Below are 13,594 nucleotides of genomic sequence, written 5' to 3'. Positions count from 1 at the left end.
TCGGCCGAACTAGGCCGACGCACTGAGACGCAGGCGGCCTCTTTGGAGGAAACCGCCGCTGCGATGAACGAGATGTCGTCTTCGTTGGAACAATCAGTTGCAGGCGCGCGCACGGCAGCCAAAGCTGTCAGCCGCACCCGCTCGACAACGGCGACCGGTTTGGCCGTGGTGCGCCAAACCGCCGAAGCGATGAACGATATCGCGAAAAGCTCGGATCAGATTTCGCGTATCACCTCAGTGATCGACGACATTGCCTTCCAGACGAATCTTTTGGCTCTCAATGCGGGAGTCGAGGCGGCACGGGCAGGCGAAAGCGGGCGTGGCTTTGCGGTCGTGGCCTCAGAAGTGCGCGCGCTGGCGCAGCGGTCTTCTGAGGCGGCCAAAGAGATTGCCGAACTGATCGAAACTTCGGTGCGTCAGGTACAATCGGGGGTGCAGCTAGCCGCAAAATCTGATGCGGCACTGGGCGAAATCGATACGCTAGTGAGCGAGCTTGATGGGCTTTTGGGGGGCATTGCCTCTGCCGCAAGTGAACAATCGACCGGGATTTCCGAAGTGACCTCGGCGGTGAACCAACTCGATCAAGTGACCCAGCACAATGCCGCAATGTTTGAGGAAAACTCCGCTGCGACGCAGGGGCTTTTGACAGAGGCGCGCACGCTCAAGGACCTGAGTTCGTTATTCCGCATTGACGCCACGCCACAAGGCGAGGCGCCAAGATTGGCGAGCTAAGCCCCGATAAGCATATGAAAACGAAAAGGGCTAGTGCGATAGCACTGGCCCTTTGTCTTGCAGGTTTCCGGTGTATGGATTTCTTCCTAATAAGGCAGCTCCGGCGGATCGCGCTGCGCGTGCAGATCAAAATGCGATGTTCACGCCCGATCTGTCATACACCACGCTAGCCGCACATCGTGCTCCCCCTGTACCCCGAAGATCGCCGCGATCGTCACATCTTCGAAGGATCGATCCGGCGTACGCTCGGCCAACTCTCGCAAGCGGATGCTGCGATGGTGACTAAAATGCTTGGGTGCTCCGGGAGCGGCGGTATTCCTAAGAGGTAAGGCGCGAGCTTGCGTCTCAGCAACTATGCGAAACCACTGTTGAGCCCTGAGACCGGTTATGGCCACACGCTGCGCTAATTTGGGTTTGCGCGCGTGGCCATAACCGCAAAACAGCCCTGCTTCCCGACGTGCTATGGCACCGAGTTCACCTCGAACGCGATCCTGCGATGGACTGAGCAGATGCCGCTGGAGTGGCACTACATCGCGCCTGGCTGTCGCCCGCTGGACCCACATCTACAACACTGAGCGGCCTCATTCGGCTCTCGGTTATCAGGCACCGGCGGTCTTCGCCGGCCAACTCAACGCAATGGGCGATCAGCTTCGCACAACTGAACTGCTGCGCAGATCGCCCATTGCTCCGTCGGCGCAACCGCGCCAAATTCAGCAAAGACTCTGCTTTCAGCCGGATGGTCATCGGGAGTCACGCATGTGCCATAACCGACGGGTTCCGCGAGCGGATGGACTTTTTGATTTCTAAGGATTTTATGCCACGGTAACTATGCCGGTTAGAATTTTTCAAATCTTTAATGGCTTGTTGACCTCGCGCGGGCATCTTCGCTTCGTAAGGATTTGGAGTGGTCAATGCCTAACTATCTAGCAGAACCGCGCGAACCGATACAGGTGTTCGAGGCTAGCCCGCTCTCTTACGCCGTTTCAAGCCGCGACCGCGAAACCATCGCGATGGTGCGCCAAGCGATTGAGCGGCGCGATGTCTTGCTGGCCTTTCAGCCAATTGTGCAAACCGCCCAGCCCGACCGCCCGGCCTTTTACGAGGGGCTCATCCGGGTCATAGACGAGACGGGGCGCGTCGTGCCTTCGATTGATTTCATCCACACCGTCGAAACCAGCGACCTCGGGCGGAAGCTCGATTGTTTGGCATTAGAAATGGGGCTCGCAGCGCTGGCCGAGAATCCGGAACTGCGGCTTTCGGTAAACATGTCGGCGCGCTCGATCGGCTGGCCTGAATGGATGCGGATGCTCTCCCGTGGCCTAGCCCGCGACGACACCGCGGGCGAACGGCTGATCCTTGAAATCACCGAATCCTCCGCAATGACGATGCCCGAACTCGTTTTGGCCTTCATGAATGAGATGCACCTAGAGGGCATTTCCTTCGCGCTCGACGATTTCGGCGCGGGCTATACCTCGTTTCGCTACCTGCGTGAGTTCCACTTCGACATCTTGAAAATTTCCGGCCAGTTCATCTCGGGGATTGCGCGCAACCCCGACAATCAAGTTCTGACCCATTCCCTTTTGTCAATTGCGCGGCATTTCCAAATGTTCGCCGTGGCAGAAGAGGTGGAAGCCGCCGAAGATGCGGCGTGGCTGGCGCAAGCCGGGGTGGATTGCATGCAAGGCTATTACTTCGGCGCCCCGACGATCAGGCCGCCTTGGAGCGCCCCCGAGGCCCACCGGGCGACCCGCTAGTCCCTCCTGTATCGGGGTGTGGCAGACTTGCCCGTGGTTGGAATGGGCAGCTTGTTTCCCCTCAAGCCGTACCATCGGCTTTGGGGTGTTAGCTGGATCAATGAGCCGTTGCAGGCATTGTCCAAGAGCCACATGGCCTATACTAGGTTAAATACTATTGACTGGGAATCTGGGAATACGGCGCCGCAGATCAAGCTATATTTGTCTGACTGTAGACGCGACTATAGAATCTTGAAGGAATTCGCATGGAAGGTCTGATGATCGGACAATGCCTTTGCGGGACCGTGAAGTTTCGCATCTCGGGACAGTTCGAGAGCTTCTTTCTTTGCCATTGTGCGCGCTGCCGAAAAGATAGTGGCTCAGCTCACTCGGCCAATTTGTTCTCATCTACAGCGAAGTTAGATTGGTTGTCGGGTCAAAAGGATATCCGAGAATTCAATCTCTCCGGGACACAGCACATGAAGTGTTTTTGCGCAGTTTGCGGGTCTGCGCTTCCATTCTATAACTTGAATGATAACGTGCTTGTCGTGCCTGCAGGCTCACTTGATAGCAAGACCCGTATGCTGCCCGAAGCTCACATTTGCTATTCCAGTCGCGCGGAATGGGACAATAACCTCGACAACGTCGAAAAGATCAATGGGCTACCCTGCTGAGAGTGGATCCCTTCGCGCCAAGTCTGTTGATCGCTAGGCAGAGCCGCGTGATCGGTTCGAACGCAAACTAACGATAAAAGCGCCGTCGTGCTTCTTGTTCAATGTCGAGCCGCAACTGGAGATCAGCAAGTTTCTTCATCGCTTGCTTGCGCCCCTCATCATCAGGGGCGGCGGCCAGAATGCGCGTCTGTTCCTTCACTGCTTTGCGTAACTGGATTTCACGCGGCAAGGCCCCGGCCTTGGCCATAATACGAAACCCGAGCCAGGCTGCGAAGTGCCGTCCGCTCTTGAAGTGCCCGGCGACGCCTACGGTGGCGACGATGGCGGACGCGGTCACAGGGCCGACACCCGGTATCGCGCACAGCAGCGTCACGCGGGGATCCTGCCTGGCCTGAAGCCTCATGCGCATCTGGTACCATCTGACCCGAAGGTCCTGAGCGACGAGTTGATTGCTGAGATCGGTCAGGACATCAACGGCATGGACTGCATCCCTTCCGACGCGGGTCGCATATGCTTTGCTCGCGTCGAATGATGTCGTCAAATAAATTTACATAACATCTATTATCCGACTTGCTTGTGTAGGCGCTAAGCAGAAATGCCTCATGCGAACAAAGTTAAAGTGTCAGCCGCGAACGCATCGCCCGGGATGGGCGGCAGCGTCACATCGACCGCTTTCGATACCTTGTGCAGGTAAAAGGAAAACTCCGTGCCGACCTGCGCGACGATGCCTGCCAGAAGCCCGCCGATCCGGTCGAGATGTGTGTCTTCGCTTGTGGTGCTGTTCACCCCCTCGAGCCGAATGCATTGCATCAGCTCATTGCCGCGCGTCCGGATCGTGCGATCGGTGACGAGACTGACATAGGGCAGCATGGAGGAAAGCCGCTTCTCGCCCTTGACCCAGGCGGGCATCATCGTGAGCGGATCGAGCGCATCTTCCACGTCGTCGACACCTCCTTCACGGGGCATAGCTGTCGCCCCCATGAAACTTGCGGTTCGCCGTGGGTGGGGTTTCTTGCAAGGTGATCACCAGAACATCGAGGAAGTTCGGGTCCCAATCCGCAGCCTTCCAAAGCGCGGGCCACGCCAGCCCCGCGAAGACAGCCACCACCCCGCTCTGCATCCAGAGGAACAGCAGCGTCGAGCCAAAGAGCCAGACCATGGCGTACATGATCGGCAAGCCCATCAGCTTGGGTGGCCTGAGAAGGCCGATGAACACGCGAGACTGGTCGGACATGACAGGACCTCCGGGAACTTTGGCTCAGGTCGTCCAGATCGCCGCGACGATGGTGGGGGCCGCAGCGATGCCCGCGATCGCGACCACGACCCAAAGCGCCTGGCGGAAATCGAGGATCCCGAAGAGCCAGGAGAGGAACACGCCGATCAGGGCAAGCGTGCCGATCACAATGCCCAAGGGGCCGGTGATCGCGTCGACGATGCCTTGCAGCAGCGTCTGCACCGGCGAAAGGTCGATGCTTTGCGCCAGCGCGGGGCTGGCCAGAACGATGAGCGTCATCGCGCCGAGCACGATGAGGGAAGGCTTGGACGTCACGACAAATCTCCTTTCAGCCGCTGGAACACGGCTGTCACGCGGGCCACATGGCCCTGGGTTTCTTGGAAGGGGGGAATTCCGCCATGGCGGGTGACCGCATCGGGGCCGGCATTATAGGCGGCGAGAGCCAGCGCAGGGTCGCGAAACTGATCGAGCAGCATCAGAAGGTAGCGCGCCGAGCCGTCGAGGTTCTGGGCGATGTCATTGGGGTCGACGCCGAGATCGCGCGCGGTCTCGGGCATCAATTGACCAAGGCCAATCGCCCCGACCGGGCTGCGCGCCCGCGGATTATAGCCGCTCTCGACCTCGATATTGGCACGGTAGAAGAGCGCCCAATCGGTGACGGAGAGACCTGCCGCGCGCAGGGCACGATGGCTACCGTAGCGCAGCGCCGTGCTCTCAATGGCATGAAGGATGTTCGGGGCGGCGTGGGCCGCACGGGGTGCAGCTGCAGACACGAGGCTGAGGCGATCATCATCCCCGCTGGACTGCGGTGCCGCAAAAAGAAAGAGACGATCTGAAAGAGGCCCCTCCTGGGCGTCTTTTCCGGCGGTGAACGAGCGCATGTGGCGCGTCGTTTCTGCCGTGTCGATCAGCCGACCATCCGGGCTGACCTCGAAGATGAAACCGTCGGCTAAGGCCAAGGGCGCGGAACAAACGCCTGTACCGATTAGCACGACGAGCGCAAAAGCGCGGTCAGTTGTCCTTGACCAGAACCGGGCCGGTTTCTGGCTCGGGCGCGCGCCCGGGGGCAGCATGACGCTCGCGAGCCCCTTCGACGAGCGGGATGCTCGCGGTCGTGCAACCCATATCGGCAAGGAAGCTGACAAGGCCGACGATTGTCTTGAAATCGCGCAGCTTGAGAACGCTGCGGCTGGTGACGAGCATCTTGTCGTCACGCCCATCGGGAGCAACGGCCCGGATGACCCAGACGCCGTACCAGCTGTTGTGTCGCTTCTCAGCCCCTTCTCTACAGACCACCTCGATGAGATAGCCCTCGCTGAGGAGGCCGCGCAGTCCGTCTTCTGTAACCACATTCGGTGCTTCTTCTATCATGGCCTTCCGTTGGATCCTTTCTCTGCCTGAAGCGCAGTATCGGGCCCACGGGGTCGCAACACCCCGGGCGATACAAAACAACATGATCGAAGGCAAGGCAATTTTAACGAATTGACAAAGATCGCCTTGCTCCGATAACGGTGATACCCGACGAGCTTATGATTTCAAAGGCGGCAAAGGGGTTTTGGTCTCTTCATGACTTATGCGTGCAACACGCCCCTTGTGCTGATGATCGCCCTGTTTGCGACCGCCAGTCCAGCGCATGCTTGCGCCCCGCCCGCGCGGCCGTTTCTCCCCTCGTCCAAAGAGGACATGCACCTCTATGCAGACCTGATCCGAGGGGACTTCGAGACATATATCGCTGAAGTTCAGGACTATTTTCGCTGCATGGATGAAGAGCGCTCGCGAACCTTTGTCGAGGCGAAAGAGGCGAGCGAGGACTACGGGCGGTTTCAGGATGCGCTTGAGTAGGACCAGTGCCACTTAGCCATCTGCTTCGGGCGGAACTCACCAATCTGTTGTAGGGTCGGAGGTCAGTGATCTGGCAGCATTGCAGCCACAGAAACTTGCGATGGCGACCGTTGGCAGGCCGCCTTAGCGGCGACGCACACACCGAAAGCCGCCCTTGTATAACCCCAGTGCCGATCGCGCGGATTCTCGTGGTCGGCCCCTCACCTGCCGGTCGAGCATGGGTACACGCGACGGCGCGGTTCCCCTGAAGCGGCCGTCCATGGCACGGCGCAGCAAAATCCCGGGCCGAATGTCGCTGATGCGGACAAACTGTGCTTTTCGCTGCGGCGGCTCCAATGGCGGCTGTTAGGTTCCTGCCTCCCTCCTTCGTCTTATTTCAGCCTTGCTCAGGGAAACGGGCGTGTCATTCATCAGAGATGAAACAACTTAGTCGACTGATGTGAAATGTTCTTGTTTTGGAACGCCTTGACTTGGTGTGTGCGTGTCAACGACCAACTCGTGTTCGGTGAGAATAGCCTGACCAAGTTGCAGATAGATTTGCGAACACTCGCTTGTTTTGTCGGTTGTGTGATCGCATTCCTTGCTGGCTTAAGTGCGGTCGGTTCCATGCAATCCGATATCGCGCCATTCGTCGTCTGGCTTCTCACAAATATTCCTATGGCTTGCGTGTTCATCGCGCGTAATCAAAGAATGGGCAGCTGAATTTTGGCGAGTCGCGCTAAGACATGAGACATTCGTGCGTAGTGCAGCATTTGCCAATAAGGGCTCAATTCGGCAGCCCTACCACGAGGGCCGCGCTACTGTATCGACGTCTTCGGCCCTAGCTGCCGGTCGAGCATGGGTTCACGCAACGGCGCGGCTTCCCCGAAGCGGCCGTCCATGGCACGGCGCAGTGCAATGCCGGGCAGAATGTCGCTGATGCGGACAAAGCTGCCGGTAGCGGTTCGCCAGTGCGGTGGCAAACGCACCGGCGAATTTAGTCAAATCAGGCTTTGAAAACGAACCTCGCCCGCATTCAAGAAGCAGGCTTTGGAGAAGGCTCCCGGTGGAATAGGGTTCGGAAGGCGAAGGTCGGCAAGACCGGGTACCGAAGCTCCCTCTGGCTCATAGGAACGGTTAATCTGTGAAATTGCAGCCAGAATGACGCCAGTTTCGCGAGCGAATGTTTTCAACACCTCCACTTGCTCTGAAAGCGGCGGCGTTGACCTCCGCTGGTCAAGAATTTGCAGGTAGTCAATCACGGCTACCGTTCCCTCTGGTGAACCTGCCAGATGGTTAGTGATGAAGTCGGCACAGATGTCATCCGTGGCAATGATTTCTGGCGTGGTCTTCGGCAACGGGTCCGCAAGAGCACAAAAGCGCTCCATTACCTCTCGCTCCGTATATTCAAGCGAAAACAATACGCTACGCCGCTCTTCAATCGCTGCATCAAGCAAAAGCCTTAGCCCGAGACGTGTCTTTCCGTGTCCTGGCCGTGCAGCAATCAAGAGCATGTCGCCATTCGAAAGTTGGGAGAGCAATGCACCGACATCGCCATTTTTCGATGCATGCGCGGCCAGCAGGCTCCACGCCGTGAACCCTTCATCCGCAGCGATACGGGCCTGCGCTTGATGCAGCGGAATATTCTGGTCTCGCGCCAACAGCTTGGCCCGGCGTTTCAATTGATAGATCGGTGCGGATAGACGCATCACGGAACCTCCATTCCGAGCCAGAAACGCAACCCCTCCTTATGCGAACGCTCGAACAGATGGTTCGATGATCTCTGTCACCCCGTATGTGCAATACTTCCCCATTTGGAGGGAGGAGGCGCGGGTCAAGCCTGACACCGAAGCTACTCCAACTTTGCAAGTCGCACAAGAGAACGGAGCGCAAAGGGCTCAAACTGGTCATGCGGCGCTGCGGCGTGCGACGAGGTAGAGCCGCAAGGTCAGACCCTACGTGCTCGGCCCAGAACAGCCGTTCATTTCCTGGCTGATCGCCGCGGTGCGACGTCACAAGATCGGCCATTCGACGCATCGTGCAGCATGGCCTTGCAGGCGAGGTCAGCAACGCGGACGAAGCTGCCTTTCCGGGTAACGGTAGGAATGTCCTGTTTATGAATTGTTCAAATACGCCTACCGTGCAATTGAGGTAGTTTTTCAGAGGGAAAAGGCCGTGAAATCATCTGTTTGGTTGATCATACATGCACTCATTCTCTCTCTTAGCACGATTTCAGCCCCATCAGCAGTCGCTCAGATGGCTGACGAAGAAGAAGGCGGTAGAGTATCTGTCCAGCAGGAACTAACCTCAACTGGCCCCGAAGGCATGCTCAGAGGAACCCTGACCTTGCCTGTCGCCGATGCTGCGATCCCTGATGGAACGCCTGTCGTATTGATTGTGCCCGGATCGGGGCCAACTGATCGCGACGGTAACTCACCTCTCGGCATCTCTGCAGGACCCTATGCGCTTCTTGCGGAAGCACTGGCCGAGCGGGGGATTCCCTCGGTGCGCATCGATAAGCGCGGAATGTTCGGCTCGGTTGATGCGATCCCCGACGCCAATGAGGTCACAATCTCGGATTATGGCGATGACGTTCTTGCGTGGACGCGGACCATCAGAAAGCGACTGCCAACGACCGGAGGCGGCACGCGATGCGTCTTGCCGCTTGGGCATAGTGAAGGTGGCTTAGTCGTGCTAGCGGTTAATTCGCGGCTGCCCAACCCATGTGGTCTGATATTGCTCAGCACTCCCGGGCGACCGCTTGGAACTGTGCTGCGCGAACAACTAGCCGCCAACCCCGCCAACGCTCCTCTCCTGAATGAAGCTGACGAAGCGATTACAACATTGGAGCTTGGCGAGCGGGTTGATGTGAACGCTTTAACTCCTGCCTTAAGACCATTGTTCATACCAGAAGTGCAGGGCTTTCTGATCGACGTATTCGCCTACGATCCTGCCGCACTGATAGAAGAGACCCGTTTACCTGTCCTTATCGTTCAAGGCATGCGCGACCTTCAGGTGGGCGCGATGGATGCTCAAATACTCGCGGATTCCGCGCAAGAGGCCACCCTTTTTCTGGTGCCGCACGTTAACCACGTGTTGAAGGTGGTTTCGTCTGATCAAGCTCAGGCAAACATCGCAGCCTACTCCAACCCAGACTTGCCGATCGCAAAGGGCGTTGTGGATGCTGTGATGCAGTTCATCGAACAGATTGACGGATAGAGGCCCATTCTGAGCATACCCAAAGCCCGCCTTTTCCAAACTGGTGTGGGCTATCCCATTTGATTTTGCCAAGAACCAAATTGTTGAGAGGTTTTGGTAGCTCGGAGAAAGCCGACATTCATACGCAGTGCAGTAGCGTTCATTTGGGCTCGAACCGGTCATGCGGCGCTGCGGCGTGCGACGAGATAGAGTCGCAATGTCAGACCCTGCGTGCTCGGCCCAATCCTGCCGGTCGACCCTCCCGGGTGAGGCCGCCGAAGCGGCCATTCGACCGGTCCGCAGCGAGAGGCGCGGGAACCCATTCCAGCCCTTCATTCGGTGCGCCGCATGGCCCCACACAACGGGCTTCGGAGCGGTGCTGTCTTCCGTGCTCGCGGCGTTTCGCTCGCCCAGAGCGGTCGTTGCGAGCGGTGCTTCTAAGGCGGACAGGTCTTTCCCCGCACGATCCCTCGGCGCGCTGGTCGGGTCGCGGGTTCTCTCATCAATCCTGTCCCGCAGCGAAATCTGGCAAGGGCCCGAAGCAGAACGCGCCGCCGCAGCCCGGCGGGCCCGGGCGGGTCAGATTCATGCCATCACCGCGCCGCCGGCACCGGATTGCCATCCTTTTCCGACACGTGCCTCGCCGCGCCTTCGGTCCGCGTCGCGCAAAAGGCGGCAACCTCGGCCTCGGGCAGCGGTCTGGCGAACAAAAACCCCTGAAAGGCATCGCAGCCGCAGTCCATCAAGACGGCATGCTGATCGCGCGCCTCGACGCCCTCGACCACCACCCGCAGACCCAATCCCCGCGCCATCCGCGCCATCGCCTCGATCAACACGTTCCGGCGCGGATTGTCGGGCGCCAGCGCAAGGAAACTGCGGTCGATCTTGAGCGTATCCCAAGGCAGCACGGGCAGATAGGACATCGAGGAATAGCCGGTCCCGAAATCATCGACGGCAAGCCGCACCCCAAGCGCCTTCAACGCCTCGAACACCGGCAGAACCTCGCTTTCGCGGCCCAGAAAGGCGCTTTCGGTCAGTTCGAGTTCAAGCCCGCCCGCCGCAAGGCCGGTCTGCGCGAGCACGCTTTGTACCTGTTGCACGAAACTGGGGTTGCGCAGCTGCAACCCCGACACATTGACCGCGATCTTGTGGATCGGCACCGCGGCCGCGCGCCAGCTTTCCCCCGCGCGACAGGCGGTGTGCAGAACGAAAAGCCCAAGCGCCCCGATCAGACCCTGTTCCTCGGCCAGCGGAATGAATTCGGCAGGCGAAATCTGCCCCAGCTCCGGGTCGTTCCAGCGCACCAGCGCCTCGAGCCCGCATACCCGGCCCTCGCGGTCGATCTGCGGCTGATAGGCCAGTTCAAGCGCGCCCTGATGCGGCGCATCGGATCCGCGCATCTGCGCCTCGAGCGCGCGGCGCAACCGCAGGCTCAGGGCAAGCCGGCGCTTCGAGGCCACGGTGAGGCGGTCCTGATAGATCCCCAGCGATCCCCTGTGCCCATGTTTGACATCATAAAGCGCCGCATCGGCCTCGGCAAAAAGGTCGCTACCCGCGGCCCCCGCCCCGAGGCTGCCCCCGAAGGTCGCCATCAGCGCCACTTCCGCGCCGTTGGACAGGGTGAAGGGCAAAGCGAGAATCCGGGTGATGCGGGCCACCGTGGCGCGCAACTCCGCTTCGCCAGCGCCTTGCAAAAGCAGGGCAAATTCGTCGCCGCCGATGCGAAACAGCGCGCCCTCCGCCTCGGTGGGCAAGGCATCGCGCAGCCGGTAGCTGACCTTGCGCAGCAGATCGTCGCCCGCCAGATGGCCGTAGCTGTCGTTAACATCCTTGAAGCGATCGAGATCGAGAATGGCCAGCGCCGCAGGGGGGCTGACCCTCGCCAGCGCCGCATCGAGCGCGCGCCGGTTGGGCAGACCGGTCAGCGCGTCATGCATCGCCAGATGGTCAAGCTCGGCCTCGATGCGCTTTTGCTCGGTGATATCGGCGAGCGAGCACACGAAGGTCGCCTCCAGATCGCCGACCACGGCGACGGGGGTGACCGACAAGATGCCCTGCGCCTGCCCCTCGGGCCCGAAACTCACCTCGCCGCGCCAGGCCCCGCCGGTTTCGGGCGGCAGCGCAAGCGCCGTGCCGCGATGGCGAAACCATCTCGCGGCGGGACGGTCCGGCGCTCCGGTCAGCCGGGTGAACGCCGCATTGGCGCGGATGCAGCTTCCATCGGCGCCCAGCACCGCCAGACCATCGCTAGAGGCGCGAAACACCGCATCGGCCTGTCGCAGCGCCCGGTCGTTGTCGGAAAGCTCGCGGATCAGCTCGCTTGAGGTCGCCACGAACACCCGCCAGGTGAACACATCGGTCTCGAGATATTGGGTGAAACGCTTGCGCCACAGAACCATGAACAAAAGCAGCGGCACCGCGTAAGCGGTGGCGGTCAGCACCTTGCCGTCAAGCCCGCCCCAGACGATCGCCACGATCTCGGGGGAAACGCCAAAGGCGATCAGCGGGAACATGATCCCGTCGAGGCACAGCACCGCTACGAAGCCCGCCAGATAGGCCAGCCCGACCAGCTGCGCGCCCAGTCGCGCCCGCTTGATCTGTTCGAACCAGAAAAACAGCGCGAACAATTCGGCAACGATCAGCACGCCCCCCAGAACGATCAGCGGCACCGATTGCGCGAAAAGGGCCGCCGGTGTGCCATGTGGGTTGCTCACCTGCGCATCGGACAGCGCGGTCGTCGCCAGCAGCGAAAAGGCGATGTTGAACAGATCGACGATCACCACCAGCCGGATCACCCGGCGCAGCAGGAAAATGTCGCGCTCGATCAGCACGAAAAGCACCGAGGTCATCATGAAGGCGCCGTAGCACAGATTGCCGCCCGAGACTGAAACGCCCTCGGAGAGTTGCAGCGCATAGGCATTGCCAAGGAACCCGCCGATCAACAGGATCAGCGCGAGATAAAGGTAGAAATAGACCCTGCGCGGCAGCGGTTGCAGGGTCGCGAAATAAATCGGGAAGGCAGAGAAAACGACGACATGCCCGACGAACAGACTGACCATTGATCTTACCCGCGTTGTTTCATACCGGACCGTGTCGACGGTCGTCAGGCTTCTGACGGGTCGGCGCCGAAGGGACTGTTGGCGGTCAGGCTATCGGCGCTCCCCCGCACCGTCCATTGGTTTTGCGTGTTCAAACGTCCACCAGACCCCGCGCGGCACTCCATCGCACAAAGATCGCGCAAAATCGCCTTATGCGGGTTTACGGGCTTTTTTATGCAACCCTAGGCTAACATCGGCTCCAACGGTGCGACGCCTGCTGATGTCCACCCTGCGAAGGCAGTATCCCCCGCACGCGCAGCGCGATCTGCCGGGGCTGCCTTATTCGGAAGAAATCCATACACCGGAAACCTGCAAGACAAAGGGCCAGTGCTATCGCACTAGCCCTTTTCATTTTCATATGTTGCTCGGGGCTTAGCTCGCCAACCTTGGCGCCTCGCCTTGTGGCGTGGCGTCAATGCGGAACAACGAACTCAAGTCCTTGAGTGTGCGAGCCTCGGTCAAAAGCCCCTGCGTCGCGGCGGAGTTTTCCTCAAACATTGCGGCATTGTGCTGGGTCACTTGATCGAGCTGGTTCACCGCCGAGGTCACTTCGGAAATCCCGGTCGATTGTTCGCTTGCGGCAGAGGCGATGCCGCCCAGAAGCCCATCAAGCTCGCTCACTAGCGTATCGATTTCGCCCAGTGCCGCATCAGATTTTGCGGCCAGTTGCACCCCCGATTGTACCTGACGCACCGAAGTTTCGATCAGTTCGGCAATCTCTTTCGCCGCTTCAGAAGACCGCTGCGCCAGCGCGCGCACTTCTGAGGCCACGACCGCAAAGCCGCGCCCGCTTTCGCCTGCCCGTGCCGCCTCGACCCCCGCATTGAGTGCCAAAAGATTCGTCTGGAAAGCAATGTCGTCGATCACTGAGGTGATACGCGAAATCTGATCCGAGCTTTTCGCGATATCGTTCATCGCTTCGGCGCTTTGGCGCACCACGGCCAAACCGGTCGCCGTTGTCGAGCGGGTGCGGCTGACAGCTTTGGCCGCCGTGCGCGCTCCCGCCACCGATTGTTCCAACGAAGACGACATCTCGTTCATCGCAGCGGCGGTTTCCTCCAAAGAGGCCGCCTGCGTCTCAGTGCGTCGGCCTAGTTCGGCCGA

The 13,594-nt window shown here is 59.7% G+C and carries 14 protein-coding genes and 1 pseudogene; 6 read left to right on the top strand and 9 right to left on the bottom strand.

The window, feature by feature from the left end; all coding sequences use genetic code 11:
* The 4 genes from CRO18_RS18250 to CRO18_RS19275 form a co-directional block, all read left to right on the top strand.
* Nucleotides 1-732 (top strand): methyl-accepting chemotaxis protein (locus tag CRO18_RS18250; RefSeq protein WP_249276120.1); only part of this gene is annotated, 732 nt, incomplete at its 5' end.
* Nucleotides 733-1,194: 462 nt separating this feature from the next.
* Nucleotides 1,195-1,539, top strand: coding sequence for an integrase core domain-containing protein (locus tag CRO18_RS19280; protein WP_097083200.1), 345 nt, complete (start codon nt 1,195-1,197; stop codon nt 1,537-1,539).
* Nucleotides 1,540-1,643: 104 nt separating this feature from the next.
* Entirely contained in the window at nt 1,644-2,486 is an 843-nt protein-coding gene (locus tag CRO18_RS18240; RefSeq protein WP_097083199.1) for an EAL domain-containing protein, read from the top strand.
* Between the two features lie 245 nt (nt 2,487-2,731).
* Nucleotides 2,732-3,139: a GFA family protein gene (locus CRO18_RS19275; RefSeq protein WP_212710201.1), complete on the top strand. Its 408-nt coding sequence runs from the start codon at nt 2,732-2,734 to the stop codon at nt 3,137-3,139.
* Between the two features lie 256 nt (nt 3,140-3,395).
* Here CRO18_RS19275 and CRO18_RS19050 read toward each other — a convergent pair.
* The 6 genes and pseudogenes from CRO18_RS19050 to CRO18_RS18205 all read right to left on the bottom strand — a co-directional run.
* Nucleotides 3,396-3,497, bottom strand: a pseudogene (locus CRO18_RS19050) (transposase); the annotation flags it as partial.
* A 242-nt stretch (nt 3,498-3,739) separates the two neighbouring features.
* Nucleotides 3,740-4,078: a hypothetical protein gene (locus tag CRO18_RS18225; protein ID WP_394341467.1), complete on the bottom strand. Its 339-nt coding sequence runs from the start codon at nt 4,076-4,078 to the stop codon at nt 3,740-3,742.
* A 16-nt stretch (nt 4,079-4,094) separates the two neighbouring features.
* On the bottom strand, nt 4,095-4,373 hold the full coding sequence (locus tag CRO18_RS18220; RefSeq protein WP_097083198.1) for a type IV secretion system protein VirB3: 279 nt from the start codon (nt 4,371-4,373) through the stop codon (nt 4,095-4,097).
* Between the two features lie 24 nt (nt 4,374-4,397).
* Nucleotides 4,398-4,688, bottom strand: a complete 291-nt coding sequence (locus CRO18_RS18215; RefSeq protein ID WP_076367620.1) for a TrbC/VirB2 family protein — start codon at nt 4,686-4,688, stop codon at nt 4,398-4,400.
* On the bottom strand, nt 4,685-5,254 hold the full coding sequence (locus CRO18_RS18210; protein WP_394341468.1) for a lytic transglycosylase domain-containing protein: 570 nt from the start codon (nt 5,252-5,254) through the stop codon (nt 4,685-4,687). The genes CRO18_RS18215 and CRO18_RS18210 overlap by 4 nt, the downstream gene beginning before the upstream one ends.
* Nucleotides 5,255-5,384: 130 nt before the next feature.
* Nucleotides 5,385-5,744 (bottom strand): hypothetical protein, encoded by a 360-nt coding sequence (locus tag CRO18_RS18205; RefSeq protein WP_097083196.1) that lies wholly within the window; start codon nt 5,742-5,744, stop codon nt 5,385-5,387.
* 228 nt (nt 5,745-5,972) lie between these two features.
* Here CRO18_RS18205 and CRO18_RS18200 point away from each other — a divergent pair, with 228 nt between their 5' ends.
* Nucleotides 5,973-6,215 carry a hypothetical protein gene (locus tag CRO18_RS18200; protein WP_097083202.1) on the top strand — a complete coding sequence of 81 codons (243 nt, stop codon included), beginning with the start codon at nt 5,973-5,975 and terminating at the stop codon, nt 6,213-6,215.
* A gap of 980 nt (nt 6,216-7,195) precedes the next feature.
* Here CRO18_RS18200 and CRO18_RS18190 read toward each other — a convergent pair.
* Nucleotides 7,196-7,903: a DNA helicase gene (locus tag CRO18_RS18190; RefSeq protein WP_097083194.1), complete on the bottom strand. Its 708-nt coding sequence runs from the start codon at nt 7,901-7,903 to the stop codon at nt 7,196-7,198.
* 412 nt (nt 7,904-8,315) lie between these two features.
* Between CRO18_RS18190 and CRO18_RS18185 the strand changes: the two genes are divergently transcribed.
* Nucleotides 8,316-9,413 carry an alpha/beta hydrolase gene (locus CRO18_RS18185; protein ID WP_249276118.1) on the top strand — a complete coding sequence of 366 codons (1,098 nt, stop codon included), beginning with the start codon at nt 8,316-8,318 and terminating at the stop codon, nt 9,411-9,413.
* A 572-nt stretch (nt 9,414-9,985) separates the two neighbouring features.
* Here CRO18_RS18185 and CRO18_RS18180 read toward each other — a convergent pair.
* Nucleotides 9,986-12,451 carry a bifunctional diguanylate cyclase/phosphodiesterase gene (locus CRO18_RS18180; protein ID WP_097083193.1) on the bottom strand — a complete coding sequence of 822 codons (2,466 nt, stop codon included), beginning with the start codon at nt 12,449-12,451 and terminating at the stop codon, nt 9,986-9,988.
* Between the two features lie 411 nt (nt 12,452-12,862).
* Nucleotides 12,863-13,594: methyl-accepting chemotaxis protein (locus CRO18_RS18175; RefSeq protein ID WP_249276117.1), on the bottom strand; the 732-nt coding region annotated here is incomplete at its 5' end.

This window comes from Rhodobacter sp. JA431, assembly GCF_900217725.1.
Classification (GTDB): Bacteria; Pseudomonadota; Alphaproteobacteria; order Rhodobacterales; family Rhodobacteraceae; genus Rhodobacter; species Rhodobacter aestuarii.
The sequence above is the reverse complement of the archived record's forward strand: the minus strand, read 5'-3'. Positions and strand labels throughout refer to the sequence as shown.

Coding starts and splice junctions, on each gene's coding strand:
- CRO18_RS19280 (WP_097083200.1), top strand. CDS start 1,195: ATGGCACCGAGTTCACCTCGAACGCGATCCTGCGATGGACTGAGCAGA.
- CRO18_RS18240 (WP_097083199.1), top strand. CDS start 1,644: ATGCCTAACTATCTAGCAGAACCGCGCGAACCGATACAGGTGTTCGAG.
- CRO18_RS19275 (WP_212710201.1), top strand. CDS start 2,732: ATGGAAGGTCTGATGATCGGACAATGCCTTTGCGGGACCGTGAAGTTT.
- CRO18_RS18220 (WP_097083198.1), bottom strand. CDS start 4,373: ATGTCCGACCAGTCTCGCGTGTTCATCGGCCTTCTCAGGCCACCCAAG.
- CRO18_RS18210 (WP_394341468.1), bottom strand. CDS start 5,254: ATGCGCTCGTTCACCGCCGGAAAAGACGCCCAGGAGGGGCCTCTTTCA.
- CRO18_RS18205 (WP_097083196.1), bottom strand. CDS start 5,744: ATGATAGAAGAAGCACCGAATGTGGTTACAGAAGACGGACTGCGCGGC.
- CRO18_RS18200 (WP_097083202.1), top strand. CDS start 5,973: ATGATCGCCCTGTTTGCGACCGCCAGTCCAGCGCATGCTTGCGCCCCG.
- CRO18_RS18190 (WP_097083194.1), bottom strand. CDS start 7,903: ATGCGTCTATCCGCACCGATCTATCAATTGAAACGCCGGGCCAAGCTG.
- CRO18_RS18180 (WP_097083193.1), bottom strand. CDS start 12,451: ATGGTCAGTCTGTTCGTCGGGCATGTCGTCGTTTTCTCTGCCTTCCCG.